The 18,969-nt window shown below is 70.7% G+C and carries 12 protein-coding genes; 5 read left to right on the top strand and 7 right to left on the bottom strand.

Annotation, left to right across the window (positions count from 1 at the left end; translation table 11 throughout):
- The first annotated feature begins 304 nt into the window (after positions 1-304).
- Positions 305-1,768 (top strand): M23 family metallopeptidase, encoded by a 1,464-nt coding sequence (locus HD841_RS02100; protein WP_179507225.1) that lies wholly within the window; start codon positions 305-307, stop codon positions 1,766-1,768.
- Positions 1,769-1,801: 33 nt separating this feature from the next.
- On the opposite strand, the gene HD841_RS02095 is transcribed toward HD841_RS02100, so the two are convergent.
- From HD841_RS02095 to HD841_RS02075, 5 genes are all read right to left on the bottom strand, one after another.
- Positions 1,802-3,484 (bottom strand): ATP-binding protein, encoded by a 1,683-nt coding sequence (locus HD841_RS02095; protein ID WP_179507224.1) that lies wholly within the window; start codon positions 3,482-3,484, stop codon positions 1,802-1,804.
- A gap of 66 nt (positions 3,485-3,550) precedes the next feature.
- A complete protein-coding gene (locus tag HD841_RS02090; RefSeq protein ID WP_179508060.1) occupies positions 3,551-4,273 on the bottom strand; it encodes a TIGR02186 family protein in 723 nt (240 codons plus the stop codon).
- 35 nt (positions 4,274-4,308) lie between these two features.
- Positions 4,309-5,223 carry a sulfite exporter TauE/SafE family protein gene (locus HD841_RS02085; protein ID WP_179507223.1) on the bottom strand — a complete coding sequence of 305 codons (915 nt, stop codon included), beginning with the start codon at positions 5,221-5,223 and terminating at the stop codon, positions 4,309-4,311.
- A 39-nt stretch (positions 5,224-5,262) separates the two neighbouring features.
- Positions 5,263-5,931 (bottom strand): hypothetical protein, encoded by a 669-nt coding sequence (locus HD841_RS02080; RefSeq protein WP_179507222.1) that lies wholly within the window; start codon positions 5,929-5,931, stop codon positions 5,263-5,265.
- A 386-nt stretch (positions 5,932-6,317) separates the two neighbouring features.
- Entirely contained in the window at positions 6,318-7,688 is a 1,371-nt protein-coding gene (locus HD841_RS02075; protein ID WP_179507221.1) for a glycosyl transferase family protein, read from the bottom strand.
- 174 nt (positions 7,689-7,862) lie between these two features.
- On the opposite strand from HD841_RS02075, the gene HD841_RS02070 reads away from it, so the two are divergent.
- Both HD841_RS02070 and pbpC read left to right on the top strand, forming a co-directional pair.
- Positions 7,863-13,592, top strand: a complete 5,730-nt coding sequence (locus HD841_RS02070) for an alpha-2-macroglobulin family protein (protein WP_179507220.1) — start codon at positions 7,863-7,865, stop codon at positions 13,590-13,592.
- Between the two features lie 222 nt (positions 13,593-13,814).
- The gene (gene pbpC, locus HD841_RS02065; protein WP_179508059.1) at positions 13,815-15,905 is read left to right on the top strand and encodes a penicillin-binding protein 1C; all 2,091 of its coding nucleotides are present in this window, start codon (positions 13,815-13,817) and stop codon (positions 15,903-15,905) included.
- 200 nt (positions 15,906-16,105) lie between these two features.
- Here the strand turns inward: pbpC and HD841_RS02060 are convergent, their stop codons facing one another.
- Complete coding sequence (locus HD841_RS02060) at positions 16,106-16,600, bottom strand: outer membrane protein assembly factor BamE (protein WP_179507219.1); 495 nt, start codon at positions 16,598-16,600, stop codon at positions 16,106-16,108.
- A gap of 139 nt (positions 16,601-16,739) precedes the next feature.
- On the opposite strand from HD841_RS02060, the gene HD841_RS02055 reads away from it, so the two are divergent.
- Positions 16,740-17,228, top strand: coding sequence for a ubiquinol-cytochrome C chaperone family protein (locus tag HD841_RS02055; protein WP_179507218.1), 489 nt, complete (start codon positions 16,740-16,742; stop codon positions 17,226-17,228).
- Positions 17,225-17,743, top strand: a complete 519-nt coding sequence (locus HD841_RS02050) for a DUF177 domain-containing protein (RefSeq protein ID WP_179507217.1) — start codon at positions 17,225-17,227, stop codon at positions 17,741-17,743. Before HD841_RS02055 ends, HD841_RS02050 begins: the two co-directional genes overlap by 4 nt.
- A gap of 137 nt (positions 17,744-17,880) precedes the next feature.
- On the opposite strand, the gene HD841_RS02045 is transcribed toward HD841_RS02050, so the two are convergent.
- Positions 17,881-18,954, bottom strand: a complete 1,074-nt coding sequence (locus HD841_RS02045) for an AI-2E family transporter (protein WP_179507216.1) — start codon at positions 18,952-18,954, stop codon at positions 17,881-17,883.
- Between the last annotated feature and the right edge of the window lie 15 nt (positions 18,955-18,969).

Genomic DNA, 18,969 nt, shown 5'->3' with positions numbered 1-18,969 from the left:
AAGCAAGCGGGGCGAAGCCTTCCCTCAAATCCCCTGTCACCCCGGACTCGTTCCGGGGTTCTGCTCCGCGGCGAGGAAAGCAGCTTGCGCATCAAGCGCTTCCCCCAGCCGCCCGGCGGACCCCGGACCGAGTCCGGGACGAAGCCGTGGATCGGGTAGCGCGCCGAACCACCGCAGCGGCAAACCCGTCCACCGCACCCGGGGCCCCGGTTAATTTGACTTTAGACTTTGCCCCCCACAGTGCGGCCACACGGCGCCGGGTGATCGGCAACCGTCCACGCTCCACGATGAGGCGCTTTCCCGCGTGTTCCTGCGCACCGATCAGGGTTTCGATCTCGCCGGCGGCACCGCCGCACGACCGTTCGGGCGCGCCTTGGCCGTGCCGCGCCAGCGCGGGCGGATGGAGCAGCTGCGCGCGCTCGACTGGGCACCCGATCTCGGCGTGCGGATCGGCAGCCGCGACTGGTGGCGCGGGCTCGCCACCTTCGGCACGCTGATCGGCGCGGTCTGGGCGCTCGCGCCCGGTATCCCGCCGCTGACCGGCGCCACCCCCGCACCGCTCGACGGCGCGGCGTTCGAGGAGAATCGCGCGCAGGCGATCGCGCCGCTCGCCTGGGGCGGCGACACCGGGCGGCGGATGGCGGCGAACGACCTCGTCGCACCGCTCGCCGAGGCACCGGAACGGCCGGTCGTCGAACTCAACGCGACGCTCGGCGAGGGCGACGACTTCGACCATGTGCTGATGCGCGCCGGCGTCGGCCGCGGCGATGCGCGCGCCGCCGCCGGGCTCGTCGCGCAGGCGGTGACGCTCGGCGACATCCAGCCGGGTACGCGGATCGCGCTGACGCTCGGCCGCCGCCCAGCCAAGACAGTGGCGCGCCCGCTCGACAAGCTGGCGTTGCGCGCGCGCTTCGACCTCGCGCTCAGCCTCGACCGCAGCGCCGGCGGCCTCGTCATGACGCGCAAACCGATCGCGGTCGACAGCACGCCCTTGCGCATCCAGGGCCTCGTCGGCTCCAGCCTCTACCGCTCGGCGCGCGCCGCCGGCGCCCCGGCGCGCGTCGTCGAAAGCTATATCAAGGCGCTCGCCACCCGCCTGTCGATCGGCCGCGACATCACCGCCGCCGACGGCTTCGACCTGATCGTGGAGCAGCAGCGGGCCGCCACCGGCGAGGTCCGGCTCGGCGATCTGCTCTACGCCGGGATCGACCAGGGCCGCCGCACCGTGCAGCTCGTACGCTGGGACGACGGCGGCAAGCCGGCCTGGTTCGATGCCCACGGCCAGAGCGAGCGTCGCGGGTTCATGGGCATGCCGGTGGCGGGGCGGATCACCTCGTCGTTCGGCTATCGCATGCATCCGCTGCTCGGTTATCTCAAGATGCACAAGGGGCTCGATATCGGCGCGCCCTATGGGGCGCCGATCTTCGCCGCGCTCGACGGAGTCGTGCAGGGCGCCGGCCGGTCGGGCGGTTATGGCAATTTCGTCAAGCTCGTCCATGGCGGCGGGCTGGCGAGCGGCTACGGCCATATGAGCCGCATCGCGGTGGCGCGCGGCCAGCACGTCCGGCAGGGACAGGTGATCGGCTATGTCGGCTCGACCGGCATGTCGACCGGCCCGCACCTCCATTGGGAGGTTTGGCGCAACGGCCAGACGATCAACCCGCGCTCGATCTCCTTCGCCAGCGTGCAGGCGCTGTCGGGCGAGGACCTGCGCCGCTTCAAGGCGCGCGTCGCGGCGCTGCTGGCGGTAAAGCCCGGACACAGCTGAATGCCTCCCCCCGCCAGGGGGAGGAAGGCGCGGTTACCGCCCCTGCGCGCGCCAGCGCAGGATGGTGCGCTGGATGATCGATTCCTCGCCGCCGGCATCGCGCCACAGCGCCGAGAAGATCGGATCGCCCGAGGCCGGCCGCTTGCCGTCGTCGAGCGTATCGAAGCTCACCCGGATCGGCACCGCGACGCCCTCGCCGCAGATGACGCATTCGCGGTTGCGCAGCGCGGGGATCGCATCGAGGAAACCGCGCGCGCCCTCCGGCATCGCCGCGCGGACGAACGCCTGGTCGCGCTCGTTGTTGAGCCGCATCGCGATGATCGTGCCGCATTGCGACAGCACGCCCTCCTCGAGATCGGACGGCCGCTGCGTGATCAGCCCCAGGCTGACGCCATATTTGCGCCCTTCCTTGGCGATCCGGCCGAGGATGCGCCCGACCGAGGCGTTGCGCGCCTCGTCGCGCGCGCTGCTCGGGATGTAGCGGTGCGCCTCCTCGCAGACGAGCAGGATCGGCCGCTGCGGCTCGTTGCGCGACCAGATCGCGAAGTCGAACGTCATCCGGCTCAGCACCGCGACGACCACCGACGTGATCTCCGATGGCACGCCCGACACGTCGATGATCGAGATCGGCTTGCCGTCGCCCGGCATGCGGAAGATGCGCGCGAGGAAATCCGCCATCGTGTCCGCGACCAGCATGCCCGAGAACATGAAGCTGTAGCGCGGATCGGCCTTGATCTCGTCGATCTTCGCCTTGAGCCGCAGATAGGGCGAGGTATCGCCGGCGCGGTCCATCTTGCCCATTTCGGCGTTGATGATGCCGGTGAGGTCGCTGAGCAGATAGGGGATCGGCGCGTCGACGGTCAGCTTGGCGATCTCCTGCCCCAGCCGGTTCTTGGCGCGCGCCATCAGCAGGCATTTGGCGAGGATGTCGCTGTCGGTCTGGCGATCGGCTGCGCTCGCGGTGACGAAGACCTCGCAATGCTCCTCGAGGTTCATCAGCCAATAGGGCATGGCGAGATTGTTGACGTCGTAGATCGCGCCGTTGCCGCGGAACGCCGCGGCATATTCGCCGTGCGGATCGATCATCACGACATGGCCCTGCGGCGCCAGCGCGCAGATGCGGTGGAGGATCAGCGCCGCCGCGGTCGACTTGCCGGTGCCGGTCGAGCCGACCAGGGCGAAATGCTTGCCGAGCATCGCATCGACGTAGAGCGAGGCTTGGACGTCGCGGGTCGGGTAGACGGTGCCGACCTTGATATGCGGCTGGTCGGCGGCGGAATAGATCTGTTCGAGGTCGCGCGTCGTGATCGCGAAGACGTCGCAGCCGGGGATGGGATAGCGCGTCACGCCGCGGCGGAAATGATAGAGCCTGCCGGTCAGCCGCTCCTCGTCGCCCTCGCCCAAGAAGTCGATGTCGGCGGCAACCCAGTCGCTGGCCGCGCCGTCCAGCACCAGGCTGCGGACGTTGGCGATCAGCCAGGCACCGCCGACGCGCATCTTGATCTGGCCGCCGACCTGGCCGGCGGTGGCGACCACCGGGTCACCATCCTGCGCCGCCAGTTCGAGCGCGTTGCGGTCGAACAGCACGCGGCTGCCGCCGCCGGCGACCGCGACCACGCAGCCGATCGGGAGCGGCCCCGCGCCCGGCTGCGCCGCCGCCGCGGCAACCAGGGGCATCGCGCCCGCGAACACGCTCGATCCGGGCATCTCGGTCATTGCGGCAGCTTCCTCATCGTCTCGCTGCGGCTAGAGGCGAGCCGTTAAGATACCGTCATCGCGGAATTAAATGCGCCGCGCGATCCAGCCGGCGGCAAGGCCCAGGCCGACGGAGAGCGCCACCGCGGCAAGGCCGTAGAGGAGCGACTGGCGCTCGGCGGCACGCGCGACGAAGCGCTCGAACCCCGATTTGCGGATGTCGATCTCACGCACCGCGGCGGCAAGCACGCGGCCGTCGCGGATCAGGAAGGTTTCGGCGGTGAACCGCCCGACCGGCACGCGCGCGGGGATGGTCAGCCGCGCGCGGTACAGCACGCCCTCGGTGATCTCGACCGCATGCGGCGCCTCGAGATACAGGCCGGCGCGACGCTTGAGATCGACCAGCCCGCGCTGGAAGCGATGCTCGACCGCGCTGGCGGTGTTCGAGCCGGGCGACAATTGCAGGCTGTCGAGCCCCAGTTCGTAGATCGCGCGGGTGCGCTCGTCGACGATCTGCTGGATCGGCCGCGACGAGGCGAGCGCATAGAAGCTCGGCACCGAACTGTAGCGCTGATGCTCGGCATTGACCCAGATGCCGGCGACCTTCTTCTTCTCGCGGACCAGCACCGGCTGGGTCGGCCCCTTGACCACGACGACGATGTCGGTGCGCGCCTCGCCCCGGGGCAGCCGCCCGCCGGGATAGAGGATGGCGCCGAACAGCAGCAGCTCGGCACCGGTAAAGCTGTAGGCGATCTCGATATCGCGCTGCGACACGTCGGGGACCAGCACCGGCTTGGGCGCCTGCGCCATCAGCAGCGGCGCGAGCAGCAGGAGCAGCCGGCGCGTCACGTCAGCTCGACCGTGAAGATCTCCTCCGGCCGCCAGACGAGGCCGAGCAGGATGCGCAGGCCGACGAGCAGCACCATGATCGCCAGCGCGAGGCGGAGATATTCCGGCTTCACCTTGGTCGCGAACCGCGCGCCGAGCTGGGCGCCGATCACCGAGCCGATCAGCAGCAGGCCGGCGAGCACGATATCGACCGCCTTGGTGGTCAGCGCGTGCACCATCGTCGCCACCGCGGTGACGAACAGCGTCTGGAACAGCGAGGTGCCGACGACGACGCTGGTCGCCATGCCGAGCAGGTAGATCATCGCCGGCACCAGGATGAAGCCGCCGCCGATGCCGAGCAGGATGGTGAGGATACCGGTGCCGAAGCCGAGCAGCAGCGGCGCGAGCGGCGAGATGTAGAGGCCGGAGGCGTAGAAGCGGGTGCGCAGCGGCAGCGCGGCGACCAGCGGATGGTGGCGGCGCTTGCGCGGCTTCACCGGCCTGCGCCCGCGTGCCACGCCGATCGCGCCGATCGATTCGCGCGCCATCAGCGTGCCGATCGAGCCGAGCATCACGACATAGACGACGCCGATCACCGTATCGATCTGGCCGCTTGCCTGCAGCAGGCGGAAGATCCACGCGCCGGCGAAACTGCCGACGATACCGCCGGCGACCAGCACCCCGCCCATCTTGATATCCACGCCGCGTCGGTGGAAATGCGCGACCACGCCCGAGACGCTGGCGCCGGTGACCTGGCTCGCCGAGGAGGCAGCGGCGACGGTCGGCGGAATGCCGTAGATGATCAGCAGCGGCGTCGTCAGGAAGCCGCCGCCGACGCCGAACATGCCCGACAGCAGCCCGACGCCGCCGCCGAGCAGCACGATGACCAGCGCGTTGACCGACAGATTGGCGATGGGGAGATAGACGTCCACGGCGGGCTTTATACGCCGCTCTCCGCCGCGGACCAGCCGTCACCAACCGGTGCCGAGCGACAAAGCCGGGCCGGAGCCCGGTCGCGACCGGCCTGCGATCCGTTGCCGCCAGTCAGCGGCCAGCCGGATGCGGGGGGTGAGAGGGAGTGCAAACCCGATCGTCGGCCCGACGTCGAGACGGCTGGCACCGCGCTGCATGCCGCCCCACATGCCGGCGCCGGCGCCAACCGCCACGCCGTGGATCGTTCCGAGCAGATGCGTCACACGCAGCGCGCCATCGACGAAACCACCGCCGTCGCGCCGCGCGACGAAGCCGGCCTGGCCATAGCCTTCGAGATCGAGGCGGTGCGCACCTGCGCCCCGGCCGAAGCCGCCGACCATCGCGATCATCGGCCCGCTCGCCCCGCCATCGATCGCGAGCCGCTGTTCGGCGAGGACATGGACCGGCAGTCGCGTCGGTTGCCAGTCGAGCCCTATCGCGAGTTCGCTGCCCCGCCCTTCCAGCGGTGCCGATGCCCGCGCCGACAGCGCGATGCGGCGCCTATCGTCCACCGGATAGGTCAGCCGCAGTCCTGCCTGCGAGCCGCCGAGCTGGCTGGCCGGCACGCGCGAGGTGGCACCGCCGCGGACGATCAGCCAGCCACTGCCGGCGAGCCGCGGCCCCGCAGGCGGCGGTATGGCGACCCTTGCGAGACGTGTGACGGGCACGATGGGCGTATCGGGCACGACGGGCGGCTCGGGCGGCAGCGGCGGCAGCACGGCGAGAGCGAACTTACCCGCCGGCCGACCGACTGGGCCGCTGATTCCGACCTCCCGCCCGACCGCGACGCCGGCAGTTGAAAGACGTCGGGCGCTGACGTGCGGTGGGGGACTTTCGCTCTCTTGGGACGCCATCGAACGCGCGACCCGCTGCGGCACGGCGGCCCTCGCCAGAGGCGAACCCCGGCGTGGAGGGCGAGCCACATGCCGATCCTCGACGCGCAGCGCCACCCGCGACCGCTGCTCGACCATGCCGCGCCGCCACACGTCCGTCACCCGCATTCCCGTCCACACTCCAAGTACCAGCATCAGGAACCGGAAGGGCCGGCTGACCTTCATCCCAATGCGGCAGCGTCGGGAAAGGCATGGACCGTCTTGTCCCAGACGGGCGCGTCCCCGCGCAGGAATTGCGCGTACCGGCGCAACGCCAGTGGCGTGGCGAGCAACGCGATGACATTGCCGACGATGAACCGCGGCAGCGACAAACAGGCCTCGCGCCAGCCATACGCGCGCCCCGTACACACGATCCGTGCCGACAGCCGCCAGCCGAGCAGCAGTGTCGTTGTCGACCACAGCCAACCGGCAAGATGCGGCCCCGCATCCGGAAGGCCGCCCAGCCAGTGCAGCATCGCGGTCACCAGCCACAGGCCGATCGCAGCATAGGCCACGGCGACTACCAGCACCGCGATAAGCGCCCGCCGGTCGCGCATGCGCATCCAGTGATCGGCGAACGCCGCCGGCTCGCCCCAGCCGATCCGGTCCCAGCCGGCGAGCGCGATACCGGTCATCCACCGCGCCTTCTGGCGGATCGCGGCGACCAGCGTCTCCGGGAAATAGGCGCGCACCGCGACGAGGCTGCCGTCCCGCGCGTCCCGCAGCCGCGCGAAACACACGCCGCCGCCACGCGCCGCGACGTGGAGGCCCAGTTCGTAATCCTCGGTCAGGCTCGACGGGTCGAACGGCGCGCCACCCCGCTCCGCGGCGATTGCCGCCAGCGTCGCGGTACGGATCGCGCAACCGGTGCCGGCGAGCGGCAACGGCGCGCCCAGCATCGCCCGCACCGGCTGCTGCACGCCATGCGCATAGGCGAATTCGTCGGCATAATGGCCCGACACCAGCGAACCCGGCCGGATCAGCGGCAGAACGGGCAATTGCACGACACCATAGGTGCGCAGCAACGCGTCGAACACGCGCAGTTCGGCGGGATGGACGACATCCTCGGCATCGTGGATCACGATTGCCGTGGTGCGGCGTCCGGTGGCGGCATCCTCCTGCTGCAGGTGGGCCCAGATCGTGTTGAGGCAATCGGCCTTGGTCGTCGGCCCGTCCCGCGTGCCGATGACCAGGCGGATGCGCGCATCCCTCGCGGCAGCGTCCCCGACCGCGGCGATCGTCGCAGGATCGTTGGGATAGACGCCGACATAGATACGGTAATCCGGATGATCGAGCCGCGCAACCGCCGCCGCCAGCATCGCGCCGATCACCGCCTCTTCCCGCCACGCCGCGACGAAGACCGCAAATGACTCCGGCACGGCGGAGGCAGGCAGATCCTCCACCAGCGCGCGAGGTTTGCGCCGCGTCAACCGGTTGCCGAGGAAGCACAGGTCAACCCCCAGGTCATCGATGCCGCCGATCAACAACCAGGTCGCCGCGAACAGGATCGACTCGCGTGCGGCACCGTCCAAGACGATCGTGTAAAAATCCAAGACCCCCGCCCCGTCTTTCCGATCATATGATCCGATATGGACACGTCGTCGGCAAGGAGAATTGTGCAACTCGCTATAAACGCTCAACACCCTCGTTACGCTGACATATCGATCACCGCTGGATTCGGTCCGGCAACGCGCCTAGCCTGTGATGACGACGGGGGGAGACGGCGGATGCGCAGGGCGATGCGGTGGGCGGTGCTGGCGTTGGCGCTCGCGCCGGTGGCGGCGTTCGGCGACAACAGCCCACAGGTCGTGCTCGCCCAGCCCGGCAGCGGCGGCAACAGCGGCGCGATCGAACGCTATACGATCCGCTTCAACCAGCCGATGGTCCCGCTCGGCGATCCCCGCGCCGCCGCGCCCTTCACCACCGCTTGCGCCGGCACCGGCCGCTGGGTCGATACGCAGACCTGGGTGTTCGATTTCGCCGCCCCGCTGAGCGGCGAGACGACGTGCAGCTTCACGGCGGCCGAGGGCGTCAAGAGCGTGGCCGGCTATACGCTGAGCGGCCGTACCCGCTTCACCGTCGAGGCCGGCGGCCCCCGTGCGCTCGCGGTCCTGCCTTCGGGCGATGGCGACACGATCGAGGAGGATCAGGTCTTCCTCGTCGCGGCGCCGGTTGCACCGACGCGCGCCTCGGTCGCCGCCAATGCCTATTGCGCCGTCGACGGGCTGGGCGAGAAGATCCCGGTCGACGTGCTCGCCCCCGATCTCGCCGCCCGCCTGATCGGCGAGATGGGGACGCAGACCTGGTCGGTGCGCAGCTTCCTCGAAAGCGCCGGCCTGCCCGAAGCGATCCCCGCCAAACCTGCCGAGCGCCAGGCGCTCTATGCCGGCATCACCGCGCTGAAATGCCGCCGCGCCCTGCCCCCCGGCCGCGACATCGCGCTCGTCTGGCCGAAGAGCATCGCCTCCGCCTCGGGCAAGCTCGCCGGCAGCGACCAACGCTTCGACTATAGCGTACGCAAGCCGTTCGCCGCCCGCTTCGAATGCAGCCGCACCAATCCGCAGGCGGGATGCAGCCCGGTGCAGCCCGCCTATGTCCGCTTCACCGCGCCGGTGCCGATGAGCGAGGCGGCCAAGATCCGGCTGACGCTCGCCGACGGCAAGCAGATCGCACCGACCTTCGACGACGACGACAAGAAGAAGGCGACGATCGCCGACATCACCTTCAAGGCGCCGCTGCCCTATGACAGCGCGGCGAAGCTGACGCTGCCCGCCGCGCTCAAGGACGAGAGCGGCCGCCCGCTCACCAATGCCGAGCGCTTCCCGCTGGACGTGCGCTTCGACGCCGCGCCACCGCTGGTCAAGTTCGCCGCCGGCTTCGGCATCCTCGAGGCGGCGCAGGGCGGGGTGCTGCCGGTCACCGTGCGCAATGTCGAGCCGGCGTTGCAGGGCAAGAACCTCAACATCGGCGGCCGCACGCTCAAGGTCGCCGATTCCGACGGCGCGGTCGCCGAATGGCTGCGCACCGTCGATGCCGCCGACGAAGAGAATATCGAGGAGGTGAAGCGCGGCGACGCGGTCGTGCGCCGGATCAACCATACCGGCGACCGCTCGATCCTCGGCAGCCAGGGCGCGGGGCTGAAGCTCGGCCTGCCCGGCAAGGGGCGCGACTTCGAGGTCGTCGGCATTCCGCTCGGCAAGCCCGGCTTCTACGTCGTCGAACTCGCCAGCCCGGTGCTCGGCCGCTCACTCCTCGGCCGCAACGCGCCGCGCTACGTCGCCAGCGCCGCGCTCGTCACCAACATGGCGGTCCATTTCAAATGGGGGCGGGAGCGCAGCCTCGTCTGGGTGACCGCGCTCGACACCGGCAAGCCCGTGGCCAACGCCAGCATCCAGATCAGCGACAGCTGCACCGGCAAGCCGATCGCCCGCGGCGCGACCTATCGCAGCGGCGGCGTGATGATCCCCGCCGGACTGCCGGAACCCGAAACCTACGGCAGTTGCAGCGAAACCAGTTCGTCGCACCCGCTGATGGTGTCGGCGCGCGCCGGCGACGATTTCAGCTTCGCGCTGACCAGCTGGGGCGAGGGCATCCGCCCGTCCGATTTCGAACTGCCTTATGGCTATTCCGCGCCGGCGGACATCTTCCACACCGTCTTCGACCGGGCGCTCGTCCGCCAGGGCGAGACGATCCACATGAAGCACATCATGCGCCGGCCCAACGGCAGCGGCTTCACAATTCCCACGGGCTTCACTGGCACCCTGCGCCTCTCGCACCGCGGCTCGGACACGGAATTCGACCTGCCGCTGACCATCGACGCGCGCGGCATCGGCGAGACGCGCTGGACCGCGCCGCAGGGCGCGCCGATGGGCGACTATGATCTGCGCATCGTCCGCGGCGACGACGTCACCTACACCGACCAGTCGTTCAAGGTCGACGAATACAGGCTGCCGACGATGCGGGCGACCGTATCGGGGCCGAAGACCGCCGCGGTCCGGCCCAAGTCGCTGCCGCTCGACCTGTACGTCGGCTATCTCTCCGGCGGCGGCGCGGGCCATCTGCCGGTCGACGTGCGCATCGGCTGGTTCGCGCGCTCCGCCGCGCCCGAGGGCTATGACGGCTTCACCTTCGGCGGCGCGAAGATCGAGGAGGGCGTCAAGCCGCTCGACGGCGAGGGCGACGACCAGCCGACATCGCTGCCGCCGACCCAGACGCTCCCCGTCACGCTCGGCGCCGGCGGCACCGCGCGCACCACTGTCGACGTGCCCGCGCTCGACGGCCTGGCCGACATGCGCGTCGAGATGGATTATCAGGACGCCAATGGCGAGGTGCTCACCGCCAGCCGCACTGTGCCGATCTATCCGTCCGCGGTGCAGCTCGGGGTGAAGACCGACGGCTGGCTGATGAAGCAGGACGACCTGCGCCTGCGCTTCGTCGCGCTCGACACCGCGGGCAAGCCGCTCAAGGACCAGAAGATCGAGGTCGCGCTCTACAGCCGCCAGATCCTCACCGCGCGGCGCCGGCTGATCGGCGGTTTCTACGCCTATGACAATCAGATGCGTACGACCCGGATCGCTGCGACCTGCACCGCGACGACCGACGCACAGGGCCTGGCGCAGTGCAGCGTCGATCCCGGCGTGTCGGGCGAGGTCTATGTCGTCGCCACCACCGCCGACGCCGACGGCAATGTCGCGCGCGCGGTCCGCTCGGTATGGCTGGCGGGCGACGACGCCTGGTGGTTCGGCGGCGACAATGGCGACCGGATGGACGTCGTGCCCGAACGCACCACCTACAAGGCGGGCGAGACTGCGCGCTTCCAGGTGCGCATGCCGTTCCGCTCCGCGACCGCGCTGGTCACCGTCGAGCGCGAGGGCGTGCTGTCCAGCTTCGTCACCGAACTCAGCGGCACCGATCCCGTCGTCGAGGTGCCGATGCCCGGCAGCTATGCGCCCGATGTCTACGTGTCGGTGATGGCCGTGCGCGGGCGGATCGAGAGCGGCTGGACGAGCTGGCTGCGCGGCATCGGCGCCAGGCTCGGGCTGGTGCGCGCCGAACCCGCCCCCGAACCGACCGCGCTGGTCGACCTGTCCAAGCCCGCCTATCGCCTCGGCATCGCCAAGGTTAAGGTCGGCTGGGAAGGTCATACGCTCGCGGTCGACGTGAAGGCGGATCGCGAACGCTTTGCGCCGCGCGGCACCGCGCAGGTCGCATTGCAGGTCCGCCGGCCCGACGGCCGCCCTGCGGCAAGCGCCGACGTCGCCTTCGCCGCGGTCGACGAGGCATTGTTGCAACTCGCGCCCAACCCCAGCTGGGACGTGCTGACCGCGATGATGGGCGAGCGTCCGCTGTCGGTGCTGACCGCGACCGCGCAGATGCAGGTCGTCGGCAAGCGCCATTACGGTCGCAAGGCGGTCGAGGCGGGCGGCGGCGGCGGCGATGCCGCGGCGGCGCTCAACCGCGAGAATTTCCAGCCGGTGCTGCTGTGGCGCGGCCATGTCGCGCTCGACGCACAGGGCCGGGCGCGGCTTTCGGTGCCGCTGTCCGATGCCCTGTCCTCGTTCAAACTGGTCGCGATCGCCACCGACGGCGACGGCCTGTTCGGCACCGGCACCACTGCGATCCGTACCGCGCAGGATCTGTCGCTCTACGCCGGCCTGCCGCCGCTGGTGCGCAGCGGCGACTGGTATGCCGCCGGCTTCACGCTGCGCAACGGCAGCGACAAGCCGATGACCGTCACCGCCGCGGTCGAGGTGTCGCCGCGCATCGCGCAGGGCAAGCCGCTCACCGTCACCATCCCCGCGGGCGGGGCGGTGCCGGTCGCCTGGAACCTCACCGCGCCCCCGGCGAGCGGCACGCTGCGCTGGCAGGTCACCGCGCGCAGCAAGGACGGCAAGGCCGTCGACACGATCACCGCATCGCAGGAGGTCATTACCGCGGTGCCGGTCGAAACCTGGGCGGCGGCGCTGACCCGCGTCGCCGACACGACGCTGCCGGTCGCGCCGCCCGCCGGTGCGATCCCGGGCCGCGGCTCGGTCGACATCCAGCTGACCGACACGCTCGCGCCGCCGCTCACCGGGGTGCGCCGCTATATGACCGACTATCCGTACAATTGCTTCGAGCAGCAATTGAGCCGGATCGTCGCGCTCGGCGACACGCGCGGCTGGACCACGCTGGCCGGGGCGATCCCGACCTATCAGGCATCGGACGGGCTGCTGCGCTACTGGCCGAGCGAGTCGCTCGACGGATCGGAGGCGCTCACCGCCTATGTCCTGTCGCTGACCAGCGAGGCCGGCCTGCCGCTGCCCGCCGCGCCGCGCGCACGGATGATCGAAGGACTGAAGGCGGTGCTCGACGGCCGCGTCCGCCGCGAAAGCTATGGTGATCCGCGCCAGCAGCGCGTCGTCGCCTTCGCCGCGCTGGCCCGCGCCGGGGCGGCGACGCCGGCGATGCTCGGCCAGATCGGCCTGCCCGCGCAGGACATGCCGACCGCCTTGCTCGCCGACTATATCGCCGCGCTCGACCGCGTCCCCCTCGCCAATGCCGCGGCCCTCAAGGCGCAGGCGGAGACCGTGCTGCGCAGTCGCCTCGTCTACGAAGGCACGCGGCTCGACCTCTCCGATGCGGCGGGCTCGCCGTGGTGGCTGATGTCGTCGGGCGACGAAGCGTCGATCAAGGCGCTGCTGGTGACGCTCGGCCGCCCCGGCTGGCAGGACGAGGCGGCGAAGATGATGGTCGGCGTCACCTTGCGTCAGTCGCGCGGCCATTGGGACACGACAACCGCCAACGCCTGGGGCAGCGTCGCCGTCCGCAAGTTCGCGCAACTCTATCCGGCGCAGGCGATCGCCGGCACCACGAACGTGCAGCTCGGCGGCACCAGCGTCTCGCGCGCCTGGCCGCTCGCCCCCACGGCGCGCACGATCAGCCTGCCGCTGCCCGCCGCGTCGACGCCGCTGCTGCTGCGCCAGAGCGGGGGCGACGGACCTTGGGCGACGGTGTCGGTGCGCGCCGCGGTGCCGCTCAAGGCGCCGCTGTTCGCCGGCTATCGCGCCAGCCGCAGCGTCACGCCGGTACAGGTGCGCACCAAGGGCCAGCTCACCCGCGGCGACGTGGTACGCGTGACGATCACCGTCGATGCCAGTGCCGAGCGCAACTGGGTGGTGGTCAACGATCCGATCCCCGCCGGCGCAACGATCATCGGCGATCTCGCCAACCAGTCGCAGATGCTGGGCGACGGCGGCAGCGAGGCGGGCGTCCAGCCCTCCTATGTCGAGCGCGGCAACGACAGCTGGCGCGGCTTCTTCGCCTGGGTGCCACGCGGTCGCTTCACGGTGAGCTATACGGTGCGGCTCAACGGCGCGGGGCGCTTCAGCCTGCCGCCGACGCGGATCGAGGCGATGTATTCGCCCAGCATCCGCGCGCAGCTGCCCAACGCGCCGGTGGTGGTGGCGCAGAGGTGACGGCGCCCCGGTGATGCCCGCACCTCCACCCCGCTCCCCCGTCACCCCGGACGTGTTCCGGGGTCCACCGGGCCGCAAGGGTACGCTCAAGGCTCAAGCCCCTCTCCTCGCCGCGGCGTGGAGCCCGGAACACGCCCGGGGTGACGGGTCTCGTGTGGACGGGTCCCGAACCCCTCCCATGCGCTCCACCCGCCCGTGACCCTGTTCACCCCGCCCCGCGTCATGGCGCTGGTCGCCGCGCTCGCCGTCGCTGGCGGCGCGATCGACTATGCGACCCGTCCGCCCGCCCTCCCCGATTATGCGCAGGTCCGCGCGCGCTGGCATCCGTCCGAAGCGTGGCTCTATGATCGCCATGGCCGGCTGATCGACAGCGCCCGCGTCGACTTCGCCGCGCGCCGCCTCGCCTGGACGCCGCTCGCCGCGGTCGCACCGGCCGCGCGCGATGCGATCGTCGCCGCCGAGGATCACCGCTTCCGCGACCATGGCGGCATCGACTGGATCGCACTCGGCGCCGCCGCGCGCGACCGGCTCGACCGTCGCCGGACGCGCGGCGCCTCGACGCTGTCGATGCAGCTCGCCGCCTTCCTGTCGCCCGCGCTCGCCCGCCCCGGCGCGCGCGGCTGGCGCGACAAGCTCCGCCAGCTCCGCGCCGCCCGCGCGCTCGAATCGCGCTGGAGCAAGAACCAGATCCTCGAAGCCTATCTCAACCTCGCCGGCTATCGCGGCGAGGCGCAGGGGATCGGCGCCGCCGCGCTCGGCCTGTTCGGCAAGACCCCCGCCAGCCTGACCCGCGACGACGGCCTGCTGCTCGCCGCTTTGCTCCCCGATCCGCGCGCCGACGCCGCGACGATCGCCCGCCGCGCCTGCGCGCTTGCCGCGACGCGCGACTGCGCCCGCTTCCCCGCGCTCGCCGCGGCGACGCTCGGCCCGGCGCGCAGCCTCGCGCTCGATCCCGGCCTCGCGCCGCATCTCGCCGACCGGCTGCTCACCAGACCGGGGCTGCGCGTCGCCACGACGCTCGACGCCGATATCCAGCGCTACGCCGCGGCGGCGCTGCGCCGGCAATTGCTCGGCCTCGGCGGCACCCGCGCCCGCGATGGCGCGGTGGTGGTGGTCGACAATGCCAGTGGCGAGGTGCTCGCCTATGTCGGCGGGATCGGCGGCGCCTCGACCGCCCCCGCGGTCGACAATGCCAACGCCTATCGCCAGGCCGGATCGACGCTCAAACCCTTCCTCTACGCACAGGCGATCGAGCGTCGCTATCTCACCGCCGCGTCGATCCTCGACGATTCGCCGGTGCAGCTCGACACCGCGTCGGGCCTCTACGTGCCGCAGAATTACGATCGCGGCTTCAAGGGGCCGGTGTCGGCGCGCACGGCACTGGCGGGATCGCTCAACGTGCCCGCGGTGCGCACCTTGCTGCTGGTCGGGGTCGAGCCCTTCCGCGACCGCCTCTGGGATCTCGGCTATCGTGGCCTGGTCGAGGATGGCGGCTATTACGGCTTCTCGCTGGCGCTGGGCTCGGCCGAGGTCACGCTGCTCGAACAGGCCGCCGCCTATCGCGCGCTCGCCAACCTCGGCCGCTGGAGCGCGCTCCGCCTGACCCGCGACCAGCCGACCGCGGCGCCGCGCGCGATCGTCGCCCCCGCAGCGGCATGGATCGTCGACGATATCATCGCCGATCCCAACGCGCGGGCCGCCACCTTCGGGCTCGATTCGGCGCTGCGGCTGCCGTTCTGGGCGGCGGTGAAGACGGGCACGTCCAAGGCGATGCGCGACAATTGGTGCGTCGGCTTCTCCGACCGCTTCACCGTCGCGGTCTGGGTCGGCAATGCCGAGGGCGACCCGATGCGCGCGGTGTCCGGGACCAGCGGCGCGGCGCCGGTCTGGCGCGACGTGATGATGGCGTTGCACGCGCACCGGCCAAGCCGCGAACCCGCCGCCCCCGTCGACGTCGCTGCGACGCGCGTCGCTTTCGCCGACGGCATCGAGGAACCGCGCCGCGATTACTTCCTGCGCGGCACCGCCCAGACGCTGGTCGCCGCCGCCCCTGCCGCGGCACGCCGGCCGCGGATCACCAATCCGGTGTCGGGCAGCGTCTATGCGCTCGATCCCGATATTCCGATGGACCGCCAGCGGCTCGGCATCGCGATCAGCGGCGCCGCGACCGCGCATCGCGTGCTGCTCGACCGCCGCGACCTCGGCCCCGCCGATCACGCGCCGCTGATCCTCCCCGGCCCGGGGCAGCACCGGCTGCGGCTGGTCGATATCGCCGGCCGCGTCGTCGATCAGGTCGTCTTCACGATCCGCTGAGCAGCCCGGAGCGTGTCGCGACCGAGGTGTTCGCCGACACGCACGAGAATTGCGCCGGACGGACACAATCGGGCGAACCATTCGCCGGTCGGCGCGTTACTCGCCACTGATCCCTTTTCCCCTTTCGGGATCAGTGCCGGTCCAAGCACGGCACGGTCGCGCCGATGCGTAGCAGGCGGCGCGGCCAACGTGCTGGACGGTTACGGCGTGTCGCGCCCGCCACCGGTGCCGCGGCCCGCGCCGCCGCCCGCACCCGCCGCACCGACCGTGCCGATGTTGCCGAACAGATCCTCGAAGAAGCCGCGCTTGCGACCCAGCGTCGGGGTCGTCTTGCCATAGGGATCGACGCTGGCGATCTGCTCGAGACCGGTGCGCGTCACCGACTTGACCGTGCCATTGGCGTCGAAGCTGATCTTTAGCGCGATCTGGTCCTTGGCCTTGGGCTTCTGGAAGTTGAGGTTGCGGCTGTCGCGAGCGACATAATACCAATCCTGCGGCGCGAACTGGCTGGCGATCGTCGGCTGGCCGAGGGTGCTTGCCACCGACTGACGATTGTCGACCCCCGGCTGCACCGAATTCACCAGGTCGGCATCGATGATATAGCCCTGATGCGACCGCAGCGGCGCGCAGGCGCCCATGGCGACGGTCAGCCCGAGGGTCAGCCCGAGGCCGATACGGGCAAAGGATACGCTCATCACTATCTCCAGCGGCAGCCGCGCGCATGTGATTGCATCGCCCGCCGATCGCCTCGATATGCGAAGCACGGGCGGGCTTCAAGCGCCGGGGCCATGTTGGCGCGAATGGTGAGGATGTGATTTGGGCTGGTGGGGTCGATTGTTCGGGGAACGCCGCGACGAGGCGTTGCCGCTCTACAATGCGGTGGTGACGCGCGGGCGCGCCGAACATTGGTATCTGGCGGGCGCCGTGCCGGACACGGTCGACGGCCGTTTCGACATGATCGCGGCGGTGCTGGCGCTGGTGCTGGTGCGCCTGGAGCATGAGCCTGCGGCGGCGGCGCTGTCGGCACATCTGACCGAGCGGTTCGTCGACGACATGGACGGCCAGTTGCGTCAGATGGGCATCGGCGACATCGTCGTCGGCAAGCATATCGGCAAGATGATGAGCATGCTCGGCGGCCGTATCGGCGCGTATCGCGACGGGCTCGCCACCGGCGACCTCGCCCCGGCGCTGGTCCGCAACCTCTATCGCGGCACGGCGCCCGCGCCGGCGGCGCTAGCGCAGGTCGCGCGCGACCTGACCGCGCTGCACGCCGCGCTCGCCACCACCCCGCTCGACCGCCTCGTCGCCGGAGACCTGCCATGACACCCGAATTCAGCCGCCCCGAACGACTCGACGCCATCGGCGCCGGCGAACGGGAGATCCAGATCGCCGCGACCGAGGCGGAGCGCCAGGCGCTGGCGGTGCGCTTCGGCGTGCTGTCGGTCGGGCGGCTCGACGCGGTGCTCAAGGTGAAGCGCGAGGCGGCGGGAATCGCCGTGCGCGGCCGGGTCACCGGCGCGCTGGTCCAGGCGTGTTCGGTCACCGGCACGCCGCTGAACGCGACGATCGACGAGCCGGTGGCGCTGCTGTTCGTCGAGGCGCTTGACGATCAGGAGGAGGTCGAACTTGACGCCGGCGCGCTCGACACCGTCGAGATCGAGGGCGGCGCGGTCGACCTCGGCGAGGCGGCGGCGGAGACGATGGCGCTCGCGCTCGATCCGTTCCCGCGCAGTCCCGATGCCGAAGCGGTGCTGCGCGCCGCCGGTGTGATCAGCGAGGACGAACACCGTCCGTACAGCCCGTTGCAGGACCTCAAATCGCTGATGGAGAAGCGATAACGTCCCCGACGCCGTCATCCCGGCGAAGGGCAGGACCCATGGTCACGGACGGCTGATGGAATGCACCTCACCAGCGTGCCGCATCCATGGGTCCCGACTTCCGTCGGGATGACGCACGGGGGTGTCGTGCTCGCTCGCTACGCCGCTTCCGCGCCGCGCTGGCCGTGGCGCTCCTCGGTCAGGATCTGCCAGCCGGTGATGAACAATGCGGCGACCAGCGGGCCGACGACGATGCCGCTGATGCCGGCGACCTCGATCCCGCCGAGCGTGGTGACCAGCACCAGCCAGTCGGGGATGCCGGTATCGCGCCCGACTAGGATCGGCCGCAGGATATTGTCGGCGAGCCCGATCACTGCGACGCCCGAGACGACCACGACGACGCCCTGCCATACCGCGCCGGTGGCGAGCAGATAGATCGCGACCGGCACCCAGACCAAGGCCGGCCCGATCGCGGGCAGCAGCGCGGCGAGCGCCATGAACAGGCCCCATAGCAGCGCCGCGGGTACACCGACGATCCAGAAGGTCACCGCGCCCAGCGCCCCCTGCACGAGGGCGACGACGACCGATCCCTTGATCGTCGCGCGCACCACGGCGACGAATTTGTCGATCAGCCGGTCCGCCACCGGCCGTTGCAGCGGCAGCGCATCGCGGATCGCCGGCCCGAGCCGGTCGCCGTCGCGCAGCAGGAAGAAGGTGACGTACAGCCCGACGCCGAAGGCGAGCAGGAATGCCGCCGCGTTGCGCCCGATCGACAGCGCCTGCGTGGCGATCGACTGGAAGCTGGCGCGCAGGCCCTGTGCGATCCGCGCCTGCGCGGTGTCGAAGCTGCCGAGCCCGGCGCGATCGAGCGGCCGTTGCACCCAATCGGGCAGCGCGTCATGAACCTGCTTGAAGTAGCGGGCGAAGTCGATCTGGCCGCTCTGCACCTTGGCATAGACGCCGGCGGACTGGTCGACGACCATGCCGGTGATCGCCAGCGCCGGAATGATCACCGCGACGAGGATGATGAGCAGCGTCGCCGCCGCCGCCCAATTGCGCCGCCCCGGCCATTTGGCGAGCAGCCAGTGGAACAGCGACTGGAACAGGATCGCGGCCAGCAGGCTCCACAGCAGCGCGCCAATGAACGACGAGACGACGAGCAGCAGCCCCGCCGTGATCAGCACCAGGAACAGGATCAGCCCGCCCGATTCGAGCCGTCGTCTTTCGATCACGTCAGTCCCCCTTCG

Origin of the sequence: Sphingomonas melonis (assembly GCF_013409985.1) — a bacterium.
Classification (GTDB): Bacteria; Pseudomonadota; Alphaproteobacteria; order Sphingomonadales; family Sphingomonadaceae; genus Sphingomonas; species Sphingomonas melonis_A.
The sequence above is the reverse complement of the archived record's forward strand: the minus strand, read 5'-3'. Positions and strand labels throughout refer to the sequence as shown.

Excerpts from the sequence above, each read along its gene's own strand:
- HD841_RS02095 (WP_179507224.1), bottom strand. The coding sequence starts at position 3,484 with ATGACCGAGATGCCCGGATCGAGCGTGTTCGCGGGCGCGATGCCCCTG.
- HD841_RS02090 (WP_179508060.1), bottom strand. The coding sequence starts at position 4,273 with ATGGCGCAGGCGCCCAAGCCGGTGCTGGTCCCCGACGTGTCGCAGCGC.
- HD841_RS02070 (WP_179507220.1), top strand. The coding sequence starts at position 7,863 with ATGCGCAGGGCGATGCGGTGGGCGGTGCTGGCGTTGGCGCTCGCGCCG.
- pbpC (WP_179508059.1), top strand. The coding sequence starts at position 13,815 with ATGGCGCTGGTCGCCGCGCTCGCCGTCGCTGGCGGCGCGATCGACTAT.
- HD841_RS02060 (WP_179507219.1), bottom strand. The coding sequence starts at position 16,600 with ATGAGCGTATCCTTTGCCCGTATCGGCCTCGGGCTGACCCTCGGGCTG.
- HD841_RS02050 (WP_179507217.1), top strand. The coding sequence starts at position 17,225 with ATGACACCCGAATTCAGCCGCCCCGAACGACTCGACGCCATCGGCGCC.